The organism is Streptomyces sp. NPDC088817, assembly GCF_044750345.1.
Classification (GTDB): domain Bacteria; phylum Actinomycetota; class Actinomycetes; order Streptomycetales; family Streptomycetaceae; genus Streptomyces.
This window is the reverse complement of record NZ_JBIVJN010000023.1, coordinates 50,274-68,023: the sequence shown is the minus strand read 5'-3', so window position 1 is coordinate 68,023 and position 17,750 is coordinate 50,274. Positions and strand designations below refer to the sequence as shown.

The 17,750-nt window shown below is 72.0% G+C and carries 15 protein-coding genes; 10 read left to right on the top strand and 5 right to left on the bottom strand.

Annotated elements, in window-relative coordinates; translation table 11 throughout:
- The first annotated feature begins 171 nt into the window (after window positions 1–171).
- Window positions 172–516: a VOC family protein gene (locus ACIP4X_RS32645; RefSeq protein WP_358732988.1), complete on the top strand. Its 345-nt coding sequence runs from the start codon at window positions 172–174 to the stop codon at window positions 514–516.
- An 86-nt stretch (window positions 517–602) separates the two neighbouring features.
- Here the strand turns inward: ACIP4X_RS32645 and ACIP4X_RS32640 are convergent, their stop codons facing one another.
- The 3 genes from ACIP4X_RS32640 to ACIP4X_RS32630 form a co-directional block, all read right to left on the bottom strand.
- Window positions 603–1,010, bottom strand: a complete 408-nt coding sequence (locus ACIP4X_RS32640; RefSeq protein WP_358732987.1) for an SseB family protein — start codon at window positions 1,008–1,010, stop codon at window positions 603–605.
- Between the two features lie 135 nt (window positions 1,011–1,145).
- Complete coding sequence (locus tag ACIP4X_RS32635) at window positions 1,146–2,207, bottom strand: PP2C family protein-serine/threonine phosphatase (RefSeq protein ID WP_401351804.1); 1,062 nt, start codon at window positions 2,205–2,207, stop codon at window positions 1,146–1,148.
- Between the two features lie 287 nt (window positions 2,208–2,494).
- A complete protein-coding gene (locus ACIP4X_RS32630; RefSeq protein ID WP_391454763.1) occupies window positions 2,495–3,502 on the bottom strand; it encodes a substrate-binding domain-containing protein in 1,008 nt (335 codons plus the stop codon).
- Window positions 3,503–3,670: 168 nt separating this feature from the next.
- Between ACIP4X_RS32630 and ACIP4X_RS32625 the strand changes: the two genes are divergently transcribed.
- A complete protein-coding gene (locus ACIP4X_RS32625; RefSeq protein WP_358732981.1) occupies window positions 3,671–4,825 on the top strand; it encodes a Gfo/Idh/MocA family oxidoreductase in 1,155 nt (384 codons plus the stop codon).
- Between the two features lie 11 nt (window positions 4,826–4,836).
- Here the strand turns inward: ACIP4X_RS32625 and ACIP4X_RS32620 are convergent, their stop codons facing one another.
- Window positions 4,837–5,238: a GNAT family N-acetyltransferase gene (locus tag ACIP4X_RS32620; RefSeq protein WP_358732979.1), complete on the bottom strand. Its 402-nt coding sequence runs from the start codon at window positions 5,236–5,238 to the stop codon at window positions 4,837–4,839.
- On the opposite strand from ACIP4X_RS32620, the gene ACIP4X_RS32615 reads away from it, so the two are divergent.
- The 4 genes from ACIP4X_RS32615 (at window position 5,231) to ACIP4X_RS32600 (ending at window position 8,350) form a co-directional block, all read left to right on the top strand.
- Window positions 5,231–6,037, top strand: coding sequence for a thioesterase family protein (locus tag ACIP4X_RS32615; protein ID WP_358732977.1), 807 nt, complete (start codon window positions 5,231–5,233; stop codon window positions 6,035–6,037). The genes ACIP4X_RS32620 and ACIP4X_RS32615 overlap by 8 nt on opposite strands.
- A 95-nt stretch (window positions 6,038–6,132) precedes the next feature.
- Window positions 6,133–7,158, top strand: coding sequence for an alcohol dehydrogenase (locus ACIP4X_RS32610; RefSeq protein WP_358732975.1), 1,026 nt, complete (start codon window positions 6,133–6,135; stop codon window positions 7,156–7,158).
- Window positions 7,159–7,331: 173 nt separating this feature from the next.
- Window positions 7,332–7,826, top strand: a complete 495-nt coding sequence (locus tag ACIP4X_RS32605) for a lamin tail domain-containing protein (RefSeq protein ID WP_358732973.1) — start codon at window positions 7,332–7,334, stop codon at window positions 7,824–7,826.
- A 35-nt stretch (window positions 7,827–7,861) separates the two neighbouring features.
- On the top strand, window positions 7,862–8,350 hold the full coding sequence (locus tag ACIP4X_RS32600; RefSeq protein ID WP_358732972.1) for a hypothetical protein: 489 nt from the start codon (window positions 7,862–7,864) through the stop codon (window positions 8,348–8,350).
- 45 nt (window positions 8,351–8,395) lie between these two features.
- Here ACIP4X_RS32600 and ACIP4X_RS32595 read toward each other — a convergent pair whose 3' ends face one another.
- Entirely contained in the window at window positions 8,396–9,340 is a 945-nt protein-coding gene (locus tag ACIP4X_RS32595) for an MIP/aquaporin family protein (protein ID WP_358732970.1), read from the bottom strand.
- Window positions 9,341–9,776: 436 nt separating this feature from the next.
- Between ACIP4X_RS32595 and ACIP4X_RS32590 the strand changes: the two genes are divergently transcribed.
- Genes ACIP4X_RS32590 through sbnB form a run of 4 tightly spaced genes read left to right on the top strand, consistent with a single transcriptional unit; the run spans window position 9,777 to window position 17,738 of the window.
- The gene (locus ACIP4X_RS32590) at window positions 9,777–12,305 is read left to right on the top strand and encodes a Pls/PosA family non-ribosomal peptide synthetase (protein ID WP_358732968.1); all 2,529 of its coding nucleotides are present in this window, start codon (window positions 9,777–9,779) and stop codon (window positions 12,303–12,305) included.
- 14 nt (window positions 12,306–12,319) lie between these two features.
- Window positions 12,320–15,601 carry an amino acid adenylation domain-containing protein gene (locus tag ACIP4X_RS32585; RefSeq protein WP_391454767.1) on the top strand — a complete coding sequence of 1,094 codons (3,282 nt, stop codon included), beginning with the start codon at window positions 12,320–12,322 and terminating at the stop codon, window positions 15,599–15,601.
- 56 nt (window positions 15,602–15,657) lie between these two features.
- Entirely contained in the window at window positions 15,658–16,662 is a 1,005-nt protein-coding gene (locus tag ACIP4X_RS32580) for a TauD/TfdA family dioxygenase (protein WP_391454768.1), read from the top strand.
- On the top strand, window positions 16,659–17,738 hold the full coding sequence (gene sbnB / locus ACIP4X_RS32575) for a 2,3-diaminopropionate biosynthesis protein SbnB (protein WP_391454769.1): 1,080 nt from the start codon (window positions 16,659–16,661) through the stop codon (window positions 17,736–17,738). The genes ACIP4X_RS32580 and sbnB overlap by 4 nt, the downstream gene beginning before the upstream one ends.
- Window positions 17,739–17,750: the final 12 nt, after the last annotated feature.

The window sequence follows — 17,750 nt, the reverse complement described above, 5'->3', positions numbered from 1 at the left end:
GGCTAACGCGAGGGGACCAGCACCGCACACGCCCGGCGGGGTGTGTACGGCGAGCCGGGTGACGTCACCCCGTCGGGCGACCGGCAACCGGTCAGGATCGAAGAAGCCGCACGGCACCCGCCCGTTCTAGCGTGGAACCACCGGACAAAGCCGAACAGCGAGGAGTCCGCCATGACCGCCGGCCTGAAGACGATCATCTACCCCGTGAAGGACCTCGACCGGGCGAAGGCCCTGTTCAAGGCGCTGCTGGAGGTCGAGCCGTACGCCGACGCGCCCTACTACGTCGGGTTCAAGGACGCCGGGCAGGACGTGGGGCTCGACCCCAACGGGCACGCCAAGGGAATGACCGGACCGGTGCCGTACTGGCACGTCGACGACATCAGGGGCCGGCTGGCGGCGCTGGTGGCCGCGGGCGCCGAAGTGCTCCAGGACGTGCAGGACGTGGGCGGTGGCCGGCTGATCGCCTCGGCGAGGGACGCCGACGGCAACCTCGTCGGCCTTCTCCAGGACGCCTGAGAGCCGGCCGCCGCGGTGATGCGTGCCGCGGTGGTGCGAGCCGCGCCCACCGCGGCGGCCGTTCCGGCCGGTCGTCGCGGTGCCGCTCAGCCGTGCGGCCGGGCCAGCAGGTTGCGCACTCCCTCCGAGGTGAGCGTCAGACCGTGCGGCGAATTGGCGTCTATGGTCAGCGACAGATCGTCGGCCGGCCACTGGGACGCGAGCGCGCCGAGCGGAACCAGGCGATAGCGGGAGACGTACGGCAGCAGGTCGGACATCTCCAGTTCGGAGGTGAACACGGGCACCACCGGCGCACCGCCCGGCTGTTCGAGAACGGGCAGGGCCACCGCCGTGGGGTTGGTGGCGTCCTCCTCGCTCGCGTCGTCGGGCACGGGGACCAGTACGTCGCTGCTCGCGAGCGTCTCCAGTGCCACCGTGTCCTCGGCGTTGTCGGCAAGCACGTCCAGCGCTTGCTGGGCGGGCGTCGGGGTGTTGTCGTTCGCTGGTGTCTGCATGGCGGATTCCCTGGTCGCGGCAGTCGAACGGCCCGCCCGGAAGCTTGACCGGCCGGGCACGGGTTCTGCTCGCGTACCCGAACGCACACGGCACAATCACGAGGTGCCGGAGAGTCCCCGGGCCCCCGGCGCCGGTCACGACGGGCCGCGGCGGATCGCGACGGCCGCGGCGTCGTCGTCCAGACGGCCGTGGGTGTGGGCGAGGAGGTCGTCGTGGAGCCGGCTCAGCACGGTCTCGGGCGGTCCGGTGGACCAGGCGCCGGCCCGGTCGGCCAGGGGGTAGAAGTCGCCGCGCGGGCTGCGGGCCTCCAGGACGCCGTCGGTGTGCAGGAGCAGTGTGTCCCCGGGCGGGAAGGGGAACGAGGCGACCTCGTAGTCCGCGGCGTCGGACAGTTCCCCGAGGCCCAGCGGTGGGGCCACGGCCCGCGCGGCCAGGGGCTCGGCCGTCCCCCCGCCGATGAGCAGCGGGGCGGGGTGGCCGCAGTTGAGGAGGTGCAGCACGGGCTCGCTGTCGGGGATGTCGACGAGCAGGGCGGTGGCGAAGGACTCGTCGATGTCGAGCATCTGCGCGGTCTGCCACTGCTGGAACTCCCAGCGCATGGCGCCGTCCAGGTGCACGGCCAGGCGCGGCAGTGAGGGCCGGCGGTGCGCGGCCGCGCGGAAGGCGCCGAGCAGCAGTGCGGCATGGCTGATCGCGGGCAGTCCCTTGCCCCGCACGTCGGCGATGAGCAGCCGGGTGCTGTGTCCGGTGCGGGCGGCGGCGTAGAGGTCCCCGCCCATGGTGGCCTCGTCCTGGGCTGCGAGGTACAGGCAGGCGATCCGCAAGGGGCCGCTGCGCTCGGGCAGGGGCGGGAAGAGCACGTCCTGGACGGCCCGTGCCACGACCCGGCTCTGCGTGAGCTGGTGCTCGCGCCGGTCCCGGAACAGGCAGAACACCACGATCAGACCGGAGACGATGATCAGTGACGCGACCTCCGCCTGGAGGTTCTGGGTGCCCAGGGTGCCCTGGACGCCGCCGATGGAGAGTTCCGTCCCGACGGCCAGCGCACCGATCAGCGCGGTGAGCCAGGGACCGGAGAACGCGGCGGTGAAGGCGGGGGCCGCGACCAGCAGCGGGCCGAGGTGCACGTCGGGCGGGGTCAGGGCGTCCACAACGCCCACCACAGCGATCAGCAGCAGGGGGATGAGGACCAGCACCCGTCCCGATGGTGAACGCCGTAGGTCCATGAGCGACACACGTCATGTTCTCACCCCTGGCCCGGCCGGGCGAGGGCGCCGACTTCCGGCGCGGGCCGGTTCACCGGGACCGGAGCGGACCGGAGCGCGGGCCCTCCGCGACGCGCGAGGCGCGAAGGACCCCGGGGGCTCCCTTCCGAACCCCTGGGTCCGGGTAACCCGGCGGGCCGGGGGGCGATGCAGGGTCGGGGCGGCCGGGAAGCGCCCTCGAAGGACGCTCGCCCCGGCGGGGTCCCGGACAGTGCTCGTCAGTCGGGCGCGGCGGGCGGCGCGGTCGTGCCGCGCACCTCCAGGACCGGGCTCGTCAGGTCGACGGTCCGGGGCAGGTGGGGGTCGTCGATGCGGTCGAGCAGTCGCTGGGCCGCGCGCCGGCCCACGTCGTGGCTGGCGTTGTCCACGGTGGTCAGCCACAGGTGGCGCAGGCGCGACAGGTAGGTGTTGTCGTAGCCGGCCAGGGAGAGGCCGCCGGGGACCCGGAGGCCGCTCTCCTCGGCGGCGGACAGCGCGCCGACGCAGGCCATGTCGTTGGCCGCGAACACGGCGGTGGGCCGCCGGGTACGGCTGAGCAGCCGCACGGTGGCCCGGTAGCCGCCCTCCTCGGTGAGGTCGCCCTGCTCGACGAGCGCCGTGCCGGCGAGCCCGTGTGCGCGCAGGGCGGCCTCGTAGCCGCGGCGGCGCAGCTCGCCGACCGCGCCCAGGCCGGCGATGTGGGCGATGTGCCGGTGGCCGAGGGCGATGAGGTGCTCGGTGGCCAGCCGTGCGCCGCGCTCGTCGTCGCCCGCGACGACGTCCACCCCCGGCAGTTCGGGTTCGCGGGTGCCGGCGACGACGGTGGGCACCCGGCCGGCCGCGACGCGCAGGGCGCGCGGATCGCGCAGGGTGCCGACGGCGACCAGGCCGTCGACGCGCAGTTCGGTGAAGGTGCGGGTGAGGTCCTCGCCCAGGCGCCGGTTGAGGTGGCCGTCGGCGAGCAGCATGTGCAGCCCGGCGTCGTGGAGGCGGGAGTTCAGACCGTCCAGGAGTTCCACGAACCAGGGGTTGCGCATGTCGTTCAGGAGCACGCCGACGGTGCGGGTGCGGCGCTCGCTGAGGCTGCGGGCGGCGGCGTTGGGCCGGTAGCCGAGTTCCTCGACCGCGGCGAGGACCGCCTGCCTCTTCTCGGGGCGCACGCTGCCGGAGCCCCGCAGCACCAGCGAGACCAGGGACTTGGACACACCGGCACGGGCGGCGACGTCACGGATGGTGGGCGGTGGCACGCTGTGGACCGTTCCATGAGGGAGGGGCTCTTGTAAAGGGGCCGGAGACGGGTCCGGAAGTGCCTGAAGGGAGCCCGAAGAGAGCTTCAGCCGGTGGCTTGACACCCGACGGTAGGCGGCCCCATCGTGAGCCACCAGGTTTTGGATCGGTCCAAACGAGGGGCTCTCATGGTGTCTGCGCTCGGCGTCGCCGTCGTCGGATTCGGCTGGATGGGACGGGTGCACACCCAGGCGTACGCCCGCGTGCCCCACCACTTCCCCGGGCTCGCGGTACGTCCGCACCTGGTCGCCGTCGCCGACGAGGTGCCCGGCCGGGCCGAGGAGGCGGCCGAGCGGTACGGCTTCGAGTCCGCCACCCGTGACTGGCGGGAGATCGCCGCCGACCCCCGGGTGGAGGCGGTCAGCATCACCGCGCCGAACTTCCTGCACCGCGAGATCGGCCTCGCCATGGCCGGGGCGGGCAAGCACATCTGGATCGAGAAGCCGGTGGGCCTGGGCGCCGACGACGCCCGGGCGGTCGCCGGCGCCGCCGCCCGGGCCGGTGTGCGGGGCACGGTGGGCTTCAACTACCGCAACGCGCCCGCCGTCGCCGCCGCCCGCGAGATGATCGCGGCCGGTGAGATCGGCACGGTCACCCATGTCCGCATCCGGCTGTTCAGCGACTACGCGGCCCACCCGGAGGGCGCCCTGACCTGGCGCTACGAACGTGAACGCGGCGGCAGCGGGGTGCTGGGCGACCTGGCCTCGCACGGGGTCGACCTGGCCCGCCACCTGCTCGGCGAGATCGAGTCGCTGTCCGCCGACACCGCCGTGTTCGTGCCCGAACGGGCCCGCCCGACCGGCGCCACCGCCGGTCACACCCGGGCGGCGGGCGGCGAGCTCGGCCCGGTGGAGAACGACGACTACGTGAACTGCCTGCTGCGGTTCGCCTCCGGCGCGCGCGGTGTCCTGGAGGCCTGCCGGGTCTCGGTGGGCGAGCAGAACAACTACGGCTTCGAGATCCACGGCACCCGGGGCGCGCTCTGGTGGGACTTCCGGCGCATGGGCGAACTCGGCGTCAGCCGCGGCACCTCGTATCAGGACCAGCCCGTCAGCACGGTCCACGTGGGCCCCGGCCACGGCGAGTACGGGGCCTTCCAGCCGGGTGCGGCCAACGCCATGGGCTACGACGACCTCAAGGTCATCGAGGCGTACCACTTCCTGCGCTCGGTCACGGAGGGCGGGGTCCACGGCGCCGGCCTCGACGACGCCGTGGCCGCCGCGGTGGCCCTGGACGCGATGGCCCGCTCCGCCGAGGAACGCGGGTGGGTGAGCCTCGGCTGACCCGCCTCTTCTCAGCCCGGCGTCAGGTCCGCGCGCGGGGTGATCGCCCAGTGGTGGGTGCGCAGCGTCCGGCCGGCGAATTCCACCTCGCGCTCACCGACGAACCGGAAGCCGAGCGAGCGGCAGATGCCGTTGGAGGCCGCGTTGGTGGTGGCCGGGAAGGCGTGCACCTCTCCCCAGCGGTCCTCGTCCCGCGCCCGTTCCAGCAGGGCGCGGGCCGCGCGGCCGCCGAGGCCGCGCCCCTGGTACCGCGGCAGCACCATCCAGCCGATCTCCGGCCTCCTGACGGAAGGTGGGTGTAGATGCCATGTATGGGCTGGGCCATGATGGGGCTGCCCGGCCGATCCGGCGCGAGAAACCCGTGCCGGTTCGGCTTCCTGCGAACAGACCGAGGAGAAGCACGCGTTGAACACCGGCGCACCGGTTCCCGGCAGCTACTACGAACGCATCGACGAGCACCGTTTCAAGCCCACCGAGCATGCCGGTGGCGCCTGGGACGTGCGCGAGCAGCACTTCGGCCCGCTGGGCGGGTTGATCGTCCACGCCGTCGAGGACCATCTGGCCGCGCGCGGGGGCAGCCCCCTGATACCGGCCCGGATCAGCTACGACATCCTGGGCGCGCCGGCCCTGGACGAGTGCGAGATCGAGGTGGAGACCCTCCGCCCCGGCCGCACCATCGAACTCCTGGAAGCCGTCGTGCGCATCGCCGGGCGCACGGTGGTCCGGGCCCGGGTCTGGCTGCTGTCGGCCCAGGACACGGCGGCCGTCGCCGGGGGCGCGGGTGACCCGCTCACTCCGCCCGACGGACTCGCGCCCTGGGCGATGAGCGAGCTGTGGCCGGGCGGCTTCATCGCGTCCCTGGACATCCGGCCGCTCGCCCCGCCGTCCCCGGGCCGCACCACCGCCTGGATCTCCACCCCGCTCACCCTGGTCGCCGGCGAGCCCAGCAGCCCGCTCGCCTCCTACCTCGCCCTCGTCGACACGGCGAACGGCATCGCCGTACGCGAGTCGCCGACCGCGTGGATGTTCCCCAACGTCGACCTGACCGTGCATCTGCACCGCCGTCCGGAGGGCCGCTGGACCGGTCTGGACACCACCGTGACCTTCGGCCCGACGGGCGTCGGACTGACCAGTACGGTCCTGCACGATCTGCGCGGTCCGGTCGGGCAGGCCCAGCAGATCCTCACCGTGCGTCCCATGCCGGGGGGCTGAGCGGCCGGGCCGCCTCCTGCACGGCGCGCGCGAACGGCGCTGAGCTGATGTCCTGGTTGCGGGGGTCCGTCGTACCCGCTTTCGGGGAGAGACAGATGAGTACCTACAAAGTCGCGCAGGCGACCGCCGCCGGCGGTCCGTTCGAGATCGCCGAGCGTGAGGCGGCGGAGCCGGGCCGCGGTCGGGTCGCGATCACCGTGGAGGCGTGCGGAGTCTGCCACAGCGACAGCTTCTTCGTGGACGCCGCGCTGCCCGGGATCAGCTTCCCTGTGGTGCCGGGGCACGAGATCGCCGGGCGGATCGAACAGCTCGGCGAGGGCACGCAGGACCAGGGATGGCAGGTGGGCGACCGGGTGGCGGTGGGCTGGTTCGGCGGGAGCTGCCACTACTGCGTCCCGTGCCGGCAGGGCGACTTCATCGTGTGCCCGAATCTCAAGGTGCCGGGCTGGTCGTACGACGGCGGCTTCGCCGAGCGGGTGATCGCGCCGGTCGACGCGCTGGCCCGGATCCCCGACGCGCTGGCGGCGGTCGACGCCGGGCCCATGGCGTGCGCGGGCGTGACCACGTTCGACGGGCTGCGGCGCAGCTCCGCGCGGCCGGGCGACCTGGTGGCCGTGCTCGGCATCGGAGGCCTGGGGCACCTGGGGGTGCAGTACGCGGTGGCCATGGGCTTCGAGACGGTGGCGATCGCCCGCGGGGCCGACAAGGCGGACTTCGCCAAGCGGCTCGGCGCGCACCACTACGTGGACAGTACGACGGACACCCCGGTCGGCGACGCGCTGCAGTCGCTGGGCGGTGCCAAGGTCGTCCTGGCCACGGCCGGCAGTTCCGAGGCGATCGCGGCGACCGTCGACGGGCTGTCGCACCGGGGTGAGCTGGTGGTCATCGGGGCGGTGCCCGAGCCGCTGGGGATCAGCCCGCTCCAGCTGATCACGGCCGCCCGTGTCATCCGCGGCCACCCGTCGGGCACCGCGCAGGACGTGCAGGACACCATGGCCTTCAGCGCCCTGCACGGCATCCGTCCGATGACCGAGACCGTCCCGCTGGACCAGGCCGGCGAGGCATACGCGAAGATGCTCGCCGGCGCCGCCCGGTTCCGCATGGTGCTCGCGACCGGCTGACCGACAGGCTCAGGAGCACGGCCGGTCGGCCCGGCCGCACGGGGATGGTGAGGGCGGCTCACGTGTCGGGGAGACACGGCCGCCTTCACACTTTCTCCACCTTCCTGTCATCTCATCCTCACTTCCTGTGTATGCTCCTGACGCTCCATTGGCTCCACTGAGGGGGGAACCTCATGCGAATACGCTCCGTGCTGGCCGTGGCCGCCGCGGCCGGGACCGTCGCCGCCGTCGGCGCGGCTCCGGCGCAGGCCGCCGAATACTCGTCCGCGCTCAAGGTGAAGGGCGTCCAGTACGACGCGCCCGGGCGGGACTCCAACAACTGCCGCACCGGCAACACCAAGGACGAGTACCTGACGATCAAGAACTACTCGCGCACGGCGACGGTCAACCTCAAGGGTTACGTGGTCAAGGACGCCTCCGGCAACCGGTTCACGTTCCGCGCCAACCACTACCTCGAGCCCGGCGACTACGTGAAGCTGCGCGGCGGCAAGGGCACGGACTCCGACGCCAAGAACGTCGTCTACCGCCAGAACTGCAACTTCCTCTGGAACAACGACAAGGACACCATCCACCTGATCAAGCCCTCCGGTGCCCCGGCCGACGTCCACTCCTACACGAAGGCCCGCGACGACCGCGACGGCGACGGCTACATCCGCTACCACGGCTGAGCCGGCCCGTCCTCGTACCGGCCCCAGGGGGGACCATGAACCAGCACGACCAGCCGCGACCGCGCGGCAGATCCGGCATCCGTCCATCGCACCGGCGCGGACTCGCACGGGCGGCGAGCATCACCCTGCTCGCCGTGGGAGCCTTCGGCTGCGGACAGTCGGACGGCGAGGCCGCGAAACCGCAGCCCAGCGTGACCGTCACGGCCACAGCCACCGTCACGGCCACCGAGACCGTCACACCCGCGCCCACCGCGACGGTCACCGCCACCGAGACCGTCAGGACGCCCGGTCCGACGGTCACCGTCACCAAGTCGGTCGCTGCCGCCGGAACCGGGACCACCCGCAGCGGCGGTGGCGGCGGCAGCGCGGCCGGCACCTGCTCGATCCGCTCCAACGCCGGCAACTGCTACCAGGCGGGGCAGTACTGCCGCAACGGCGACCACGGAGCCAGCACCACCACCGCGAGCGGCACACGGATCACGTGCTCGTACCGGTCCAACGCCTGGCGCTGGACCTATTCCTGACGGGTCGTCAGTGAGGCGGACGCGTCCGTCCGGCGGCGGCAGCGGCTACGGGCCGTTCTCCTCGGCCGGGCGGGCGCGTCCGGGCTCCGGCAACTCGCCCTGTTTGGCGCGCGCGTGCAGCACGTCGCCGATGAACAGGTCGTAGACGAGGACACCGACGACCCCGCCGATCAGCGGCCCGACGATCGGGATCCACCAGTAGTGGCTGAACGACCCCGCCAGACTGCCGGGTAGAGCCAGGTCTCCCCATCCCGCGAAGAACGTGAAAAGGCGCGGCCCGAAGTCACGGGCAGGGTTGATGGCGTACCCGGCGTTCGCGCCGAAGGAGATGCCGATGGCGGCCACCACGAAACCGATGACCAGCGGTCCGAGGTTGGCCTTCACCGCCGTGTTGCGCAGGTCGATCACCGCCGCGATCAGCATGACCAGGAAGGCGGTGCCGACGATCTGGTCCACGAGGGGCCCCCAGTAACCGCCGTGGAAGTAGGGCGCGGGGAAGGTCGCGAAGATCGAGAAGGTGGCGAGGGTGTGCCCGTGCGTCTTCGGCGGCTTCGAGATGCTGTCGAAGGTGTTGATCGCATCGTGGTAGACGGCGTACACCAGGGCGGCCCCGACGAAGGCGCCCGCCACCTGCGCGATCCAGTACGGAACCACCTTCGCCCAGGGGAACTTGCGGCGCACCGCGAACGCCAGCGTCACCGCGGGGTTGATGTGCGCCCCGCTGACGCCGCCGGCCACGTACACGCCGAAGGCCACCGCGAAGGCCCATCCCCAGCCGATCACCAGCCAGTCGGCGGCGCCGAGGAAGAACGTCGTGGGCCCCGACGTGCGACCCGAACCGGGCAGCGCCGCGACCGTCATCGCCACCGAGCCGCACCCGAAGGCGATGAGGACCAGCGTCCCCAGGAACTCTGCCATGCATTCGCCCCCGAGGCCCGCACGGCTCCTGAACCGTGAGGGTCTGAGCAGGGGCGGGATTTCCACGGCCATATCGGCCCCCTCGACGAACGGTCCGGCGAACGCCCGGCACGGCCCCGGACAGGGCGGCCCGGCGTTACCGCCCGCTCCCGGGCGGCACCGCCTCACCGTCAGTCTGCGCGCCGGTGCGGACCGAGGCCACTCGGCGCGGTGCGGGACACCGGCCGCCGCGCCCCGGCACGCGGCGCGAGGTGGCGGACCGCGGGCCGTGTCCCCCTGGAGAGTGAACCCCCATACGGGTGAGATTACTCATCCGGGCAGTGCGAAGAACCGAGGAATAGCGGCTCGCAGAACGCTCCGGCCGCCTCGGCGCCACCCGATCCGAGTGGCAACCCCGCGGCGGCCGAACAAGACTGAGCCATGGTTTCGTGATCAGGCGAAAACGCACGGTCCCGGAGACCGGGCACCGCTGGCCGATGGTTTTCGACCTTTCCTTCAGGGAGCTCGCATGGTGGAGAAGTCTGCCGACATCTTGATGCCCGGACCGGACGAACCCGTGATCGCCGGGCACGCAGGCACCATCCCGGCGGCGACGGAGACCGAAAGGGAACTCGCCGGAATCCTGGCGGACGTCGTACACGCCGAACACGTCCCGCCCGACGGTCACTTCTTCGACGACCTGGGCGCCAACTCCCTTGTCATGGCGCAGTTCTGCGCACGGGTCCGGAAGAGATCCGATCTGCCGTCGGTGTCCATGAGGGACATCTACCGCAACCCCACGGTCCGCAGCCTGGCGCAAGCACTCGCGGTCGCTGCTCCGGACCCCGTCGGCACACCCGCGACGGCGGCACCGGCGGCACCCGCGGGCGAGACGCCCGCACCGGCCGGGACGGCACCGAGCACGGTGCGCTACGTGCTGTGCGGAGCGGCCCAATTGGTCATTTTCCTCGGGTATTCGGTTCTCGTCGGAATGTTCACCGCCCGGGCGTACGAGTGGGTCGCCTCGGGGTCGGGCCTCGTCGACATCTATCTGCGGTCATTGCTCTTCGGGACCGGCGGATTCATCCTTCTGTGCCTCTTCCCGGTCGCGGCGAAGTGGATTCTCGTCGGCCGCTGGAAAGCGGGAGAATTCCCGGTGTGGAGTGCGGCCTATCTCCGCTTCTGGATCATCAAGGTGCTCCTGCACGCGAATCCGATGGTTCTCTTCATCGGAAATCCGGTGTACGTGATGTACCTGCGGGCCCTGGGCGCGCGGATCGGCCGGGACGTCACGATCCTCTCCCACTCCGTGCCGGTCTGCACCGACCTGCTCACCATCGGCGCGGGCACGGTGATCCGCAAGGACACCTTCTTCCTCTGCTACCGCGCGCACGCCGGGCACATCCAGACCGGCCGGATCGACCTCGGCCGGGACGTCTTCATCGGCGAGAAGTCGGTGCTCGACATCGACACCTCGATGGGCGACGGCTCACAGCTCGGCCACTCCTCCGCCCTGTACCGGGGCCAGCACGTGCCGGCCGGCGAACGCCGGCACGGCTCCCCGGCGCAGCCCACCTCGGTCGACCACATCAGGGTCGAACCGGCCCGGTGCGGCACCCTGCGGCGGGCGGTCTTCGCACTGACCTCCCTGCTCCAGCTCTTCCTGCTGTACCTGCCGCTCGCCGTCGGTGGCGTCTACATACTGTTCTCGCAGGTGCCGGCGCTGCGCGACCGCCTGGACGCGGGGACGAGCCTGTCCACGGTGCCGGAGTTCCTCACCGACACCCTGGTCGTGTCCGCCGTGCTGTTCTTCGGCGGGCTCGTCGTGGGCCTGGCCGTGCTGTTCACGGTGCCCCGGCTGCTGAGCCTGGCCGTCAAGCCCGACCGGGTCTATCCGCTCTACGGCTTCCAGTACGCGCTGCACCGGACGGTGGGCGGCCTGACGAACATCAAGTTCTTCCCCTGGCTCTTCGGCGACAGCTCGTACATCGTCCCCTACCTGCGCCGGCTCGGATACGACCTGTCCCAGGTGGAGCAGACCGGCTCGAACTTCGGCACCGAGGTGCAGCACGAGACGCCGTACCTGGTGTCCGTCGGCAGCGGCACGATGGTGGCCGACGGGCTCTCCGTCATCAACGCGGAATACTCCAGCACGTCCTTCAAGGTGAGCCGGGCGTCGATCGGCGCGCGCAACTTCCTGGGCAACAACATCGCCTATCCGGCGGGGGCCAGGACGGGCGACAACTGCCTGCTCGCGACGAAGGTGATGGTCCCCCTCGACGGCGAACTGCGCGAAGGGGTCGGGCTGCTCGGCTCACCGTGCTTCGAGATCCCCCGTTCGGTGGAGCGCGACACCCGCTTCGACCACCTCAGGACGGGCGACGCCCTGCACCGCAGCCTCGCCGCGAAGAACCGCTACAACCTCCGCTCCATGGCGCTCTTCCTGCTGCTGCGCTGGGTGCTCGCCGCCGTGCTCACGGGACTCGGCCTGGCCTGCGTCGACCTGTACGGCACGCTGGGCCACGTGGTGATCGCCGGCTATCTGGCGCTCACCCTGACCCTCACGGCCGGCTACTTCATCCTGGTGGAGCGGGTCATCGCCGTCTTCCGTGACCTGAGCCCCCGCCTGTGCTCCATCTACGACCCGTACTTCTGGTGGCACGAGCGGCTGTGGAAGGTGCCGGACGAATGGCTCGAGGTGTTCAACGGGACCCCGTTCAAGGCTCTCGTCTGGCGCCTGATGGGCGTGCGCGTCGGCCGCCGGGTCTTCGACGACGGCTGCTACATCACGGAGCGGACGCTCACCGTCATCGGTGACGACTGCGTGCTGAACGCGGGCAGCAAGATCCAGTGCCACTCGCAGGAGGACGGCACCTTCAAGTCGGACCGCACCATGCTCGGCTCCGACTGCACGCTCGGGGTCGGCGCCCACGTGCACTACGGCGTGACGTTGGGCGACGGGGCCGTACTGGCGCCCGATTCCTTCCTCATGAAGGGCGAGGAAGTTCCTGCGAACGCGGAATGGGGCGGAAACCCCGCCGCGCCGACGGCGAAGTGAGGAAGGGCCAGTCAATGGGAGCGCTCGTGGCAGCGGACAGGGAGTTCTGGAGCGAGGTGCTGACCGCCGGCGGCTTCACCGCCGTTCCGCGGTGGGCAGGCGAGCCGGTGACCGGTGAGGCCGAGCACGAGCAGATCGTGCCGGCCGGGACGGCGCGGGCGGTGCGCGCCCTGGCGGCGGAGCTGGAGGTGCCGCCCGGCGCGGTCCTGCTGGCCGCGCACGCCAAGGTGCTGGCCGTGCTGTCCGGTGAGCCGGACGTGGTGACCGGCCATGTCCCGGGCCCGGACTGCGGCCCACTGCCCTGCCGGCTGGCCGTCGCGCCGTCGTCCTGGCGCCGGCTGGTGCTCGAAGCCCACCGCGTCGCGGCGGACCTGCTCGCGCACCGCGACTTCCCCGTGGACGAGCTGCGCCGGGAGCTGGGGCTCTCGGGGCCGCCGTTCGAGGTCGTCTTCGACCCGGCGGACACCGGGGGCGGCACCGGAGCGGGTGCCCTGCCCGCCGAGGCGGTGCTGCGGGTGGCGTTCGGCGAGCCGGACGGGCTGCTCACGGCACGGCTGCGGTACCGCACGGACGCGCTCGACGCCGGCGCCGCGGCCCGGATCTGCGGCTACCACCTGACCGCGCTGCGCCTGATGACCTCCGACGTGGACACCGAGCACACCCGGGAGAGCCTGCTGTCGCCCGAGGAGCGGCGCGACCAGCTGGAGGGGCTGGCCGGGCCGCACCGGGAACTGCCGTCCGCGCGGGCGCACGAACTCTTCGAGGAGCGGGTACGTGCCCACCCCGAGGCGGTGGCCGCGGTGCACGGCGAGCGGTCGTGGACGTACGGGGAGCTGAACGCACGGGCCAATCGGCTGGCCCGTGCCCTGCTGGCGCGCGGTCTGCGCCGGGAGGACGTGGTGGCCGTGGTCACCGAACGCAATCTCGACTGGCTGGCGGCGGTCCTGGCGGTGTTCAAGGCCGGGGGTGCCTACCTGCCGATCGAGCCGCACTTCCCGGCCGGGCGGATCGAGGCGACGCTCGCGCGGGCCGGCTGCCGGCTGGTGCTGACCGAGCCGGGCAGCAGCGCCACCCTGGACGAGGCGCGGGCCGCGCTGCCGTCGGAGACCGAGAAGCTGTTGATCGAGACGGCGTACGCGGAGCGGCACGCGGACGACGACCTCCAAGTGGAGGTATCCCCCGGCCAGTTGGCGTACATCTACTTCACCTCCGGCTCCACCGGTGAGCCCAAGGGAGCGATGTGCGAGCACGCGGGGATGCTCAACCACCTGTACGCCAAGATCGACGACCTGGGGATCGGCCCCGGGCGGGTGGTGGCGCAGACGGCTCCGCAGTGCTTCGACATCTCGCTGTGGCAGCTGCTGGCCGGGCTCCTGGTGGGCGGGCGGACCCTGCTGGTCGAGCAGGACGCCGTCGTGGACGTGGAGCGCTTCCTGGACACGCTCGTGCGCGGCCGGGTCGCCGTGGCGCAGGTCGTCCCCTCCTATCTGGAGGTGGTGGCCACCTACCTGGAACGGCACCCCCGCGAACTGCCCGACCTGGCCTGCGTGTCGGTGACCGGCGAGGCGCTGAAGCGGGAGCTCGTCCAGCGCTGGTTCGCCCTTCAGCCCGGCATCAAACTGGTCAACGCCTACGGGCTGACGGAGACTTCGGACGACACCAACCACGAGGTCATGGACGCGGTGCCGGAACGGGTGCTGCTGGGACGCCCGGTCAACAACGTGCGCGTCTACGTCGTCGACGAGCACCTCGCGCCGGTGCCGCTCGGCGCGCCCGGACTGATCGCCTTCTCCGGCGTGTGCGTGGGACGCGGATACGTCAACGATCCCGAGCGGACCCGTGAGGCCTACCGCGAGGATCCGCACCGGCCGGGCGAGCGGCTGTATCTGGCGGGCGACTGGGGCCGCTGGCACCCGGGCGGGAAGCTGGAGTTCCTCGGCCGCCGGGACAGCCAGGTCAAGATCCGCGGGTTCCGCATCGAGATCGGGGAGATCGAGAACACCCTGCTGCGCGTTCCCGGGGTCCGGGACGGCGCGGTGGTCGTCGCCGAACTCGCGGGCCGCAGCACACATCTGATCGCCTTCCACACCGGCCGGCGGCTCCAGCCCGAGGAGTTGCGCAAGGCTCTCGGTGCCGCGCTGCCCGCGTACATGGTCCCGTCGGCCTTCCACTGGCAGGACGCGCTGCCGCTGACCGGCAACGGCAAGATCGACCGCAAGGCGCTGACCGCGCTGGCCGAACGCAGCGCGCCCGCGGCGGAGCAGGCCGGTACCGGGGAGACCGAGGACGCCCCGCGCACCCCGACCGAGCGGCGGCTGGCGGCCGCGTGGGCGGAGCTGCTGGGCCTGCCCGGGCGGACGATCGGACGGCTGGACCACTTCTTCGACCTCGGCGGTACCTCCCTGTCGGCGGTGAAGCTCACCATCGCCCTGAACCGCGAGGTGTCCCTCAAGGACATCACCCGCCATCCGGTGCTCGCCGAACTCGCCGCGTGCCTCGACGGCACGGACCGGCAGCAGCCGGGGCTGCTCCAGCCGCTGTCGGCGGACGAGGACACCCCCGCGTGCGCGCTGGTGTGCTTCCCGCACGCGGGCGGCAACGCGGTCAACTTCCAGCCGCTGGCGGGCGCCCTGTCCGGAAGCGGCGTCGCCGTCCTCGCGGTGGACCTGCCCGGTCACGACCTGGCCGCCGGCGAGGAGCCGTTCGCACCGCTGGAACAGGTGGTGGAGCGGGTCGCCGCCGAGATCGCCGGGCGCGGCCTGAAGCAGGTCATGCTGTGGGGCCATTCCTCCGGGACCGCGCCCGCCCTGCTGACCGCCCGGAGACTCTCCGCGCTCGGGGTCGAGGTGACACGGGTGTTCCTCGGTGCCCAGTTGCTCGGCACCGCCGCCGAACGACGTGCCGCCGCTGCCGAGTTGACCGAGCGCGACGACGCCGAGATCGCCGCCCGGCTCGGTACGGACGGCGGCTACCTGGAACTCGGCGAGCTGAACGCCGAGCACGCCGGACGGGTCGGGGCCGCCTACCGGCACGACTGCGTCGCGGCGCACCGCTGCTTCGCCGACGCCCTGGACAGCCCACCCGCGGTGCGACTGGCCGCGCCGGTCACCGTGGTCGTCGCCGACGACGACCCGAGCACCGCGGGCTTCCGGGACCACTGGCGGGACTGGGAGCTGCTGGCCGAACAGGTGGACCTGCGGGAACTCACCGACGGCGGCCACTACTTCCCCCGCACCTGCCCGGCCGCCGCGGCGGCGGCCGTACTGGACGCCGCCGGACTGCTGGCCTCCTCCTGAACACCGCCGAGGCGCCGTCTTCGAGCCTCGCTGGTGACGAACGAAAGGAAACCGAGATGTCGTTCTCATCCCCGGCTTCGGTGCTGGAGGTGGAGCTGCGCCCGGACAGACCGCCCGTCCTGCGCGTCGACACCCCCCCGGACGCGACCGGATGGGCGGCCGAGCACCGCGAGGCACTGCGGGCGCAGGTCGCCGAGCACGGAGCACTGTTCGTGCGCGGCCTGGGACTGCGGGAGGCGGAGCACATATCCTCCGTCTTCACGGAACTGGCCGGCCCCCTCATGCCGGAGCGGGAGGCCTTCGCCCCCCGCGAGTCCTACGGCCCCGGTCTGTACTCCTCCACCGCCTGGCCCGCCAACCAGCCCATGTGCATGCACCACGAGCTGAGTTACGCGCTGAAGGTGCCCGGCCTGATGCTGTTCGCGTGCCCGACCGCGCCCGCCGAGGGCGGGGCGACCGCGGTGGCCGACGCGGAGGCCGTCCTGAACGCGCTGCCCGCCGGACTGACCGAGCGTTTCGAGCGCGAGGGCTGGCTGCTCACCCGCAGCTACAACGACGAGATCGGGGCGTCCCTGGCGGAGTCGTTCGGCACCGACGACCGCGAGACCGTCGAGAACTACTGCCGCGCCCACGCCATCGAGTTCTCCTGGCAGCCCGACGGCGGACTGCGCACCCGGCAGCGCCGCTGCGCCGTGGTGCGGCACCCGGTCACCGGCCGGCGCTGCTGGTTCAACCAGATCGCCTTCCTCAACGAGTGGACGCTGGCCCCGGAGGTGCGCGAGTACCTGGTGGACGAGTACGGCGCGGACGGGCTGCCGTTCAACACCCGCTTCGGCGACGGCGGACCGATCGGCGAGGAGGTGATCCAGCTGCTCAACGAGACCTACGAGGCGCACACCCGCCGCGAACCCTGGCAGTCCGGCGACCTGCTGCTGGTCGACAACATACGCACCGCGCACAGCAGAGAGGCCTTCACCGGTGACCGGCAGGTACTCGTCGCCATGGCCGAGCCCCAGCGCCTGGCCGAGTACGGCCCGACCACGAAGGGAAACCGGCGATGACCTCCGTGACCTCCCCCGCCACCGGCCGCACCGCCTCCCGGCCGGCCTCCGTGCCCACCTTCGCCGTGATCTCCGGCGCCCAGGTACGGCACGCACTCGAAGGCCGCGAGAAGCAGCTCACCGAACTGGTCGAGGCGACGTACCGGCTGCACGGGTCCGGCAGCACGGTGAACCCGCCGTCGTACTTCCTGCGCTTCTCCGACCGCCCCACGTCGCGGATCATCGCGCTGCCTGCCTCCGTCGGCGGCCCGGCGGGCGTGGACGGACTCAAGTGGATCTCCAGCTTCCCGGACAACGTCGGCGCGGGACTCCCCCGGGCCTCGGCGGTCCTGATCCTCAACGACCACGACACCGGCTACCCCATCGCCTGCCTGGAGAGCTCCATCATCAGCGCCACCAGGACCGCCGCGTCCGCGGCGCTCGCCGCCGACTGGCTCACCCGCAACCGGCCCCGCCCCACCCGGGTCGGCTTCTTCGGCACCGGTCTGATCGCGCGCTACATCCACACCTTCCTGACGGGCAACGGCTTCGGCTTCGACAGCGTCGGCGTGTACGACCTGTCCGCCGACAGCGCCGCCGGGTTCTGCGGCTATCTGCGCCAGTCCGGCGCGGAGGGCGAGGCCCCGGAGATCACCGTCCACGAGAGCGCCGAGGACCTGATCCGCTCCAGCGACCTGGTGGTCTTCGCGACGATCGCCGGCGAGCCGCACGTCACCGACCCGGCCTGGTTCACCCACCACCCGGTCGTCCTGCACGTGTCGCTGCGCGACCTCGCCCCGCAGGTGCTGCTCTCGGCGGCCAACTTCGTCGACGACGTCGAGCACTGTCTGAAGGCCGACACCTCGCCGCACCTGGCCGAGCAGCTCACCGGCGGCCGGGACTTCCTGAACGGCACCCTCGACGACGTCATGACCGGCCGGGTCGCCCCGCCCACCGACCGGCCGGTGATCTTCTCACCGTTCGGCCTGGGGGTCCTCGACCTCGCGGTCGGCAAGTACGTCTACGACGAGGTGGCCCGCGCCGGAGACCTGCACGTCATCGACGACTTCTTCCACGAGCTGCGCCGGTACGGCTGAACGTTCCTTCCC

Bases quoted from the DNA above. Each gene is read 5' to 3' on its own strand.
- ACIP4X_RS32645 (WP_358732988.1), top strand. From the start codon at position 172: ATGACCGCCGGCCTGAAGACGATCATCTACCCCGTGAAGGACCTCGAC.
- ACIP4X_RS32640 (WP_358732987.1), bottom strand. From the start codon at position 1,010: ATGCAGACACCAGCGAACGACAACACCCCGACGCCCGCCCAGCAAGCG.
- ACIP4X_RS32625 (WP_358732981.1), top strand. From the start codon at position 3,671: ATGGTGTCTGCGCTCGGCGTCGCCGTCGTCGGATTCGGCTGGATGGGA.
- ACIP4X_RS32610 (WP_358732975.1), top strand. From the start codon at position 6,133: ATGAGTACCTACAAAGTCGCGCAGGCGACCGCCGCCGGCGGTCCGTTC.
- ACIP4X_RS32605 (WP_358732973.1), top strand. From the start codon at position 7,332: ATGCGAATACGCTCCGTGCTGGCCGTGGCCGCCGCGGCCGGGACCGTC.
- ACIP4X_RS32600 (WP_358732972.1), top strand. From the start codon at position 7,862: ATGAACCAGCACGACCAGCCGCGACCGCGCGGCAGATCCGGCATCCGT.
- ACIP4X_RS32595 (WP_358732970.1), bottom strand. From the start codon at position 9,340: ATGGCCGTGGAAATCCCGCCCCTGCTCAGACCCTCACGGTTCAGGAGC.
- ACIP4X_RS32590 (WP_358732968.1), top strand. From the start codon at position 9,777: ATGGTGGAGAAGTCTGCCGACATCTTGATGCCCGGACCGGACGAACCC.
- ACIP4X_RS32585 (WP_391454767.1), top strand. From the start codon at position 12,320: ATGGGAGCGCTCGTGGCAGCGGACAGGGAGTTCTGGAGCGAGGTGCTG.
- ACIP4X_RS32580 (WP_391454768.1), top strand. From the start codon at position 15,658: ATGTCGTTCTCATCCCCGGCTTCGGTGCTGGAGGTGGAGCTGCGCCCG.
- sbnB (WP_391454769.1), top strand. From the start codon at position 16,659: ATGACCTCCGTGACCTCCCCCGCCACCGGCCGCACCGCCTCCCGGCCG.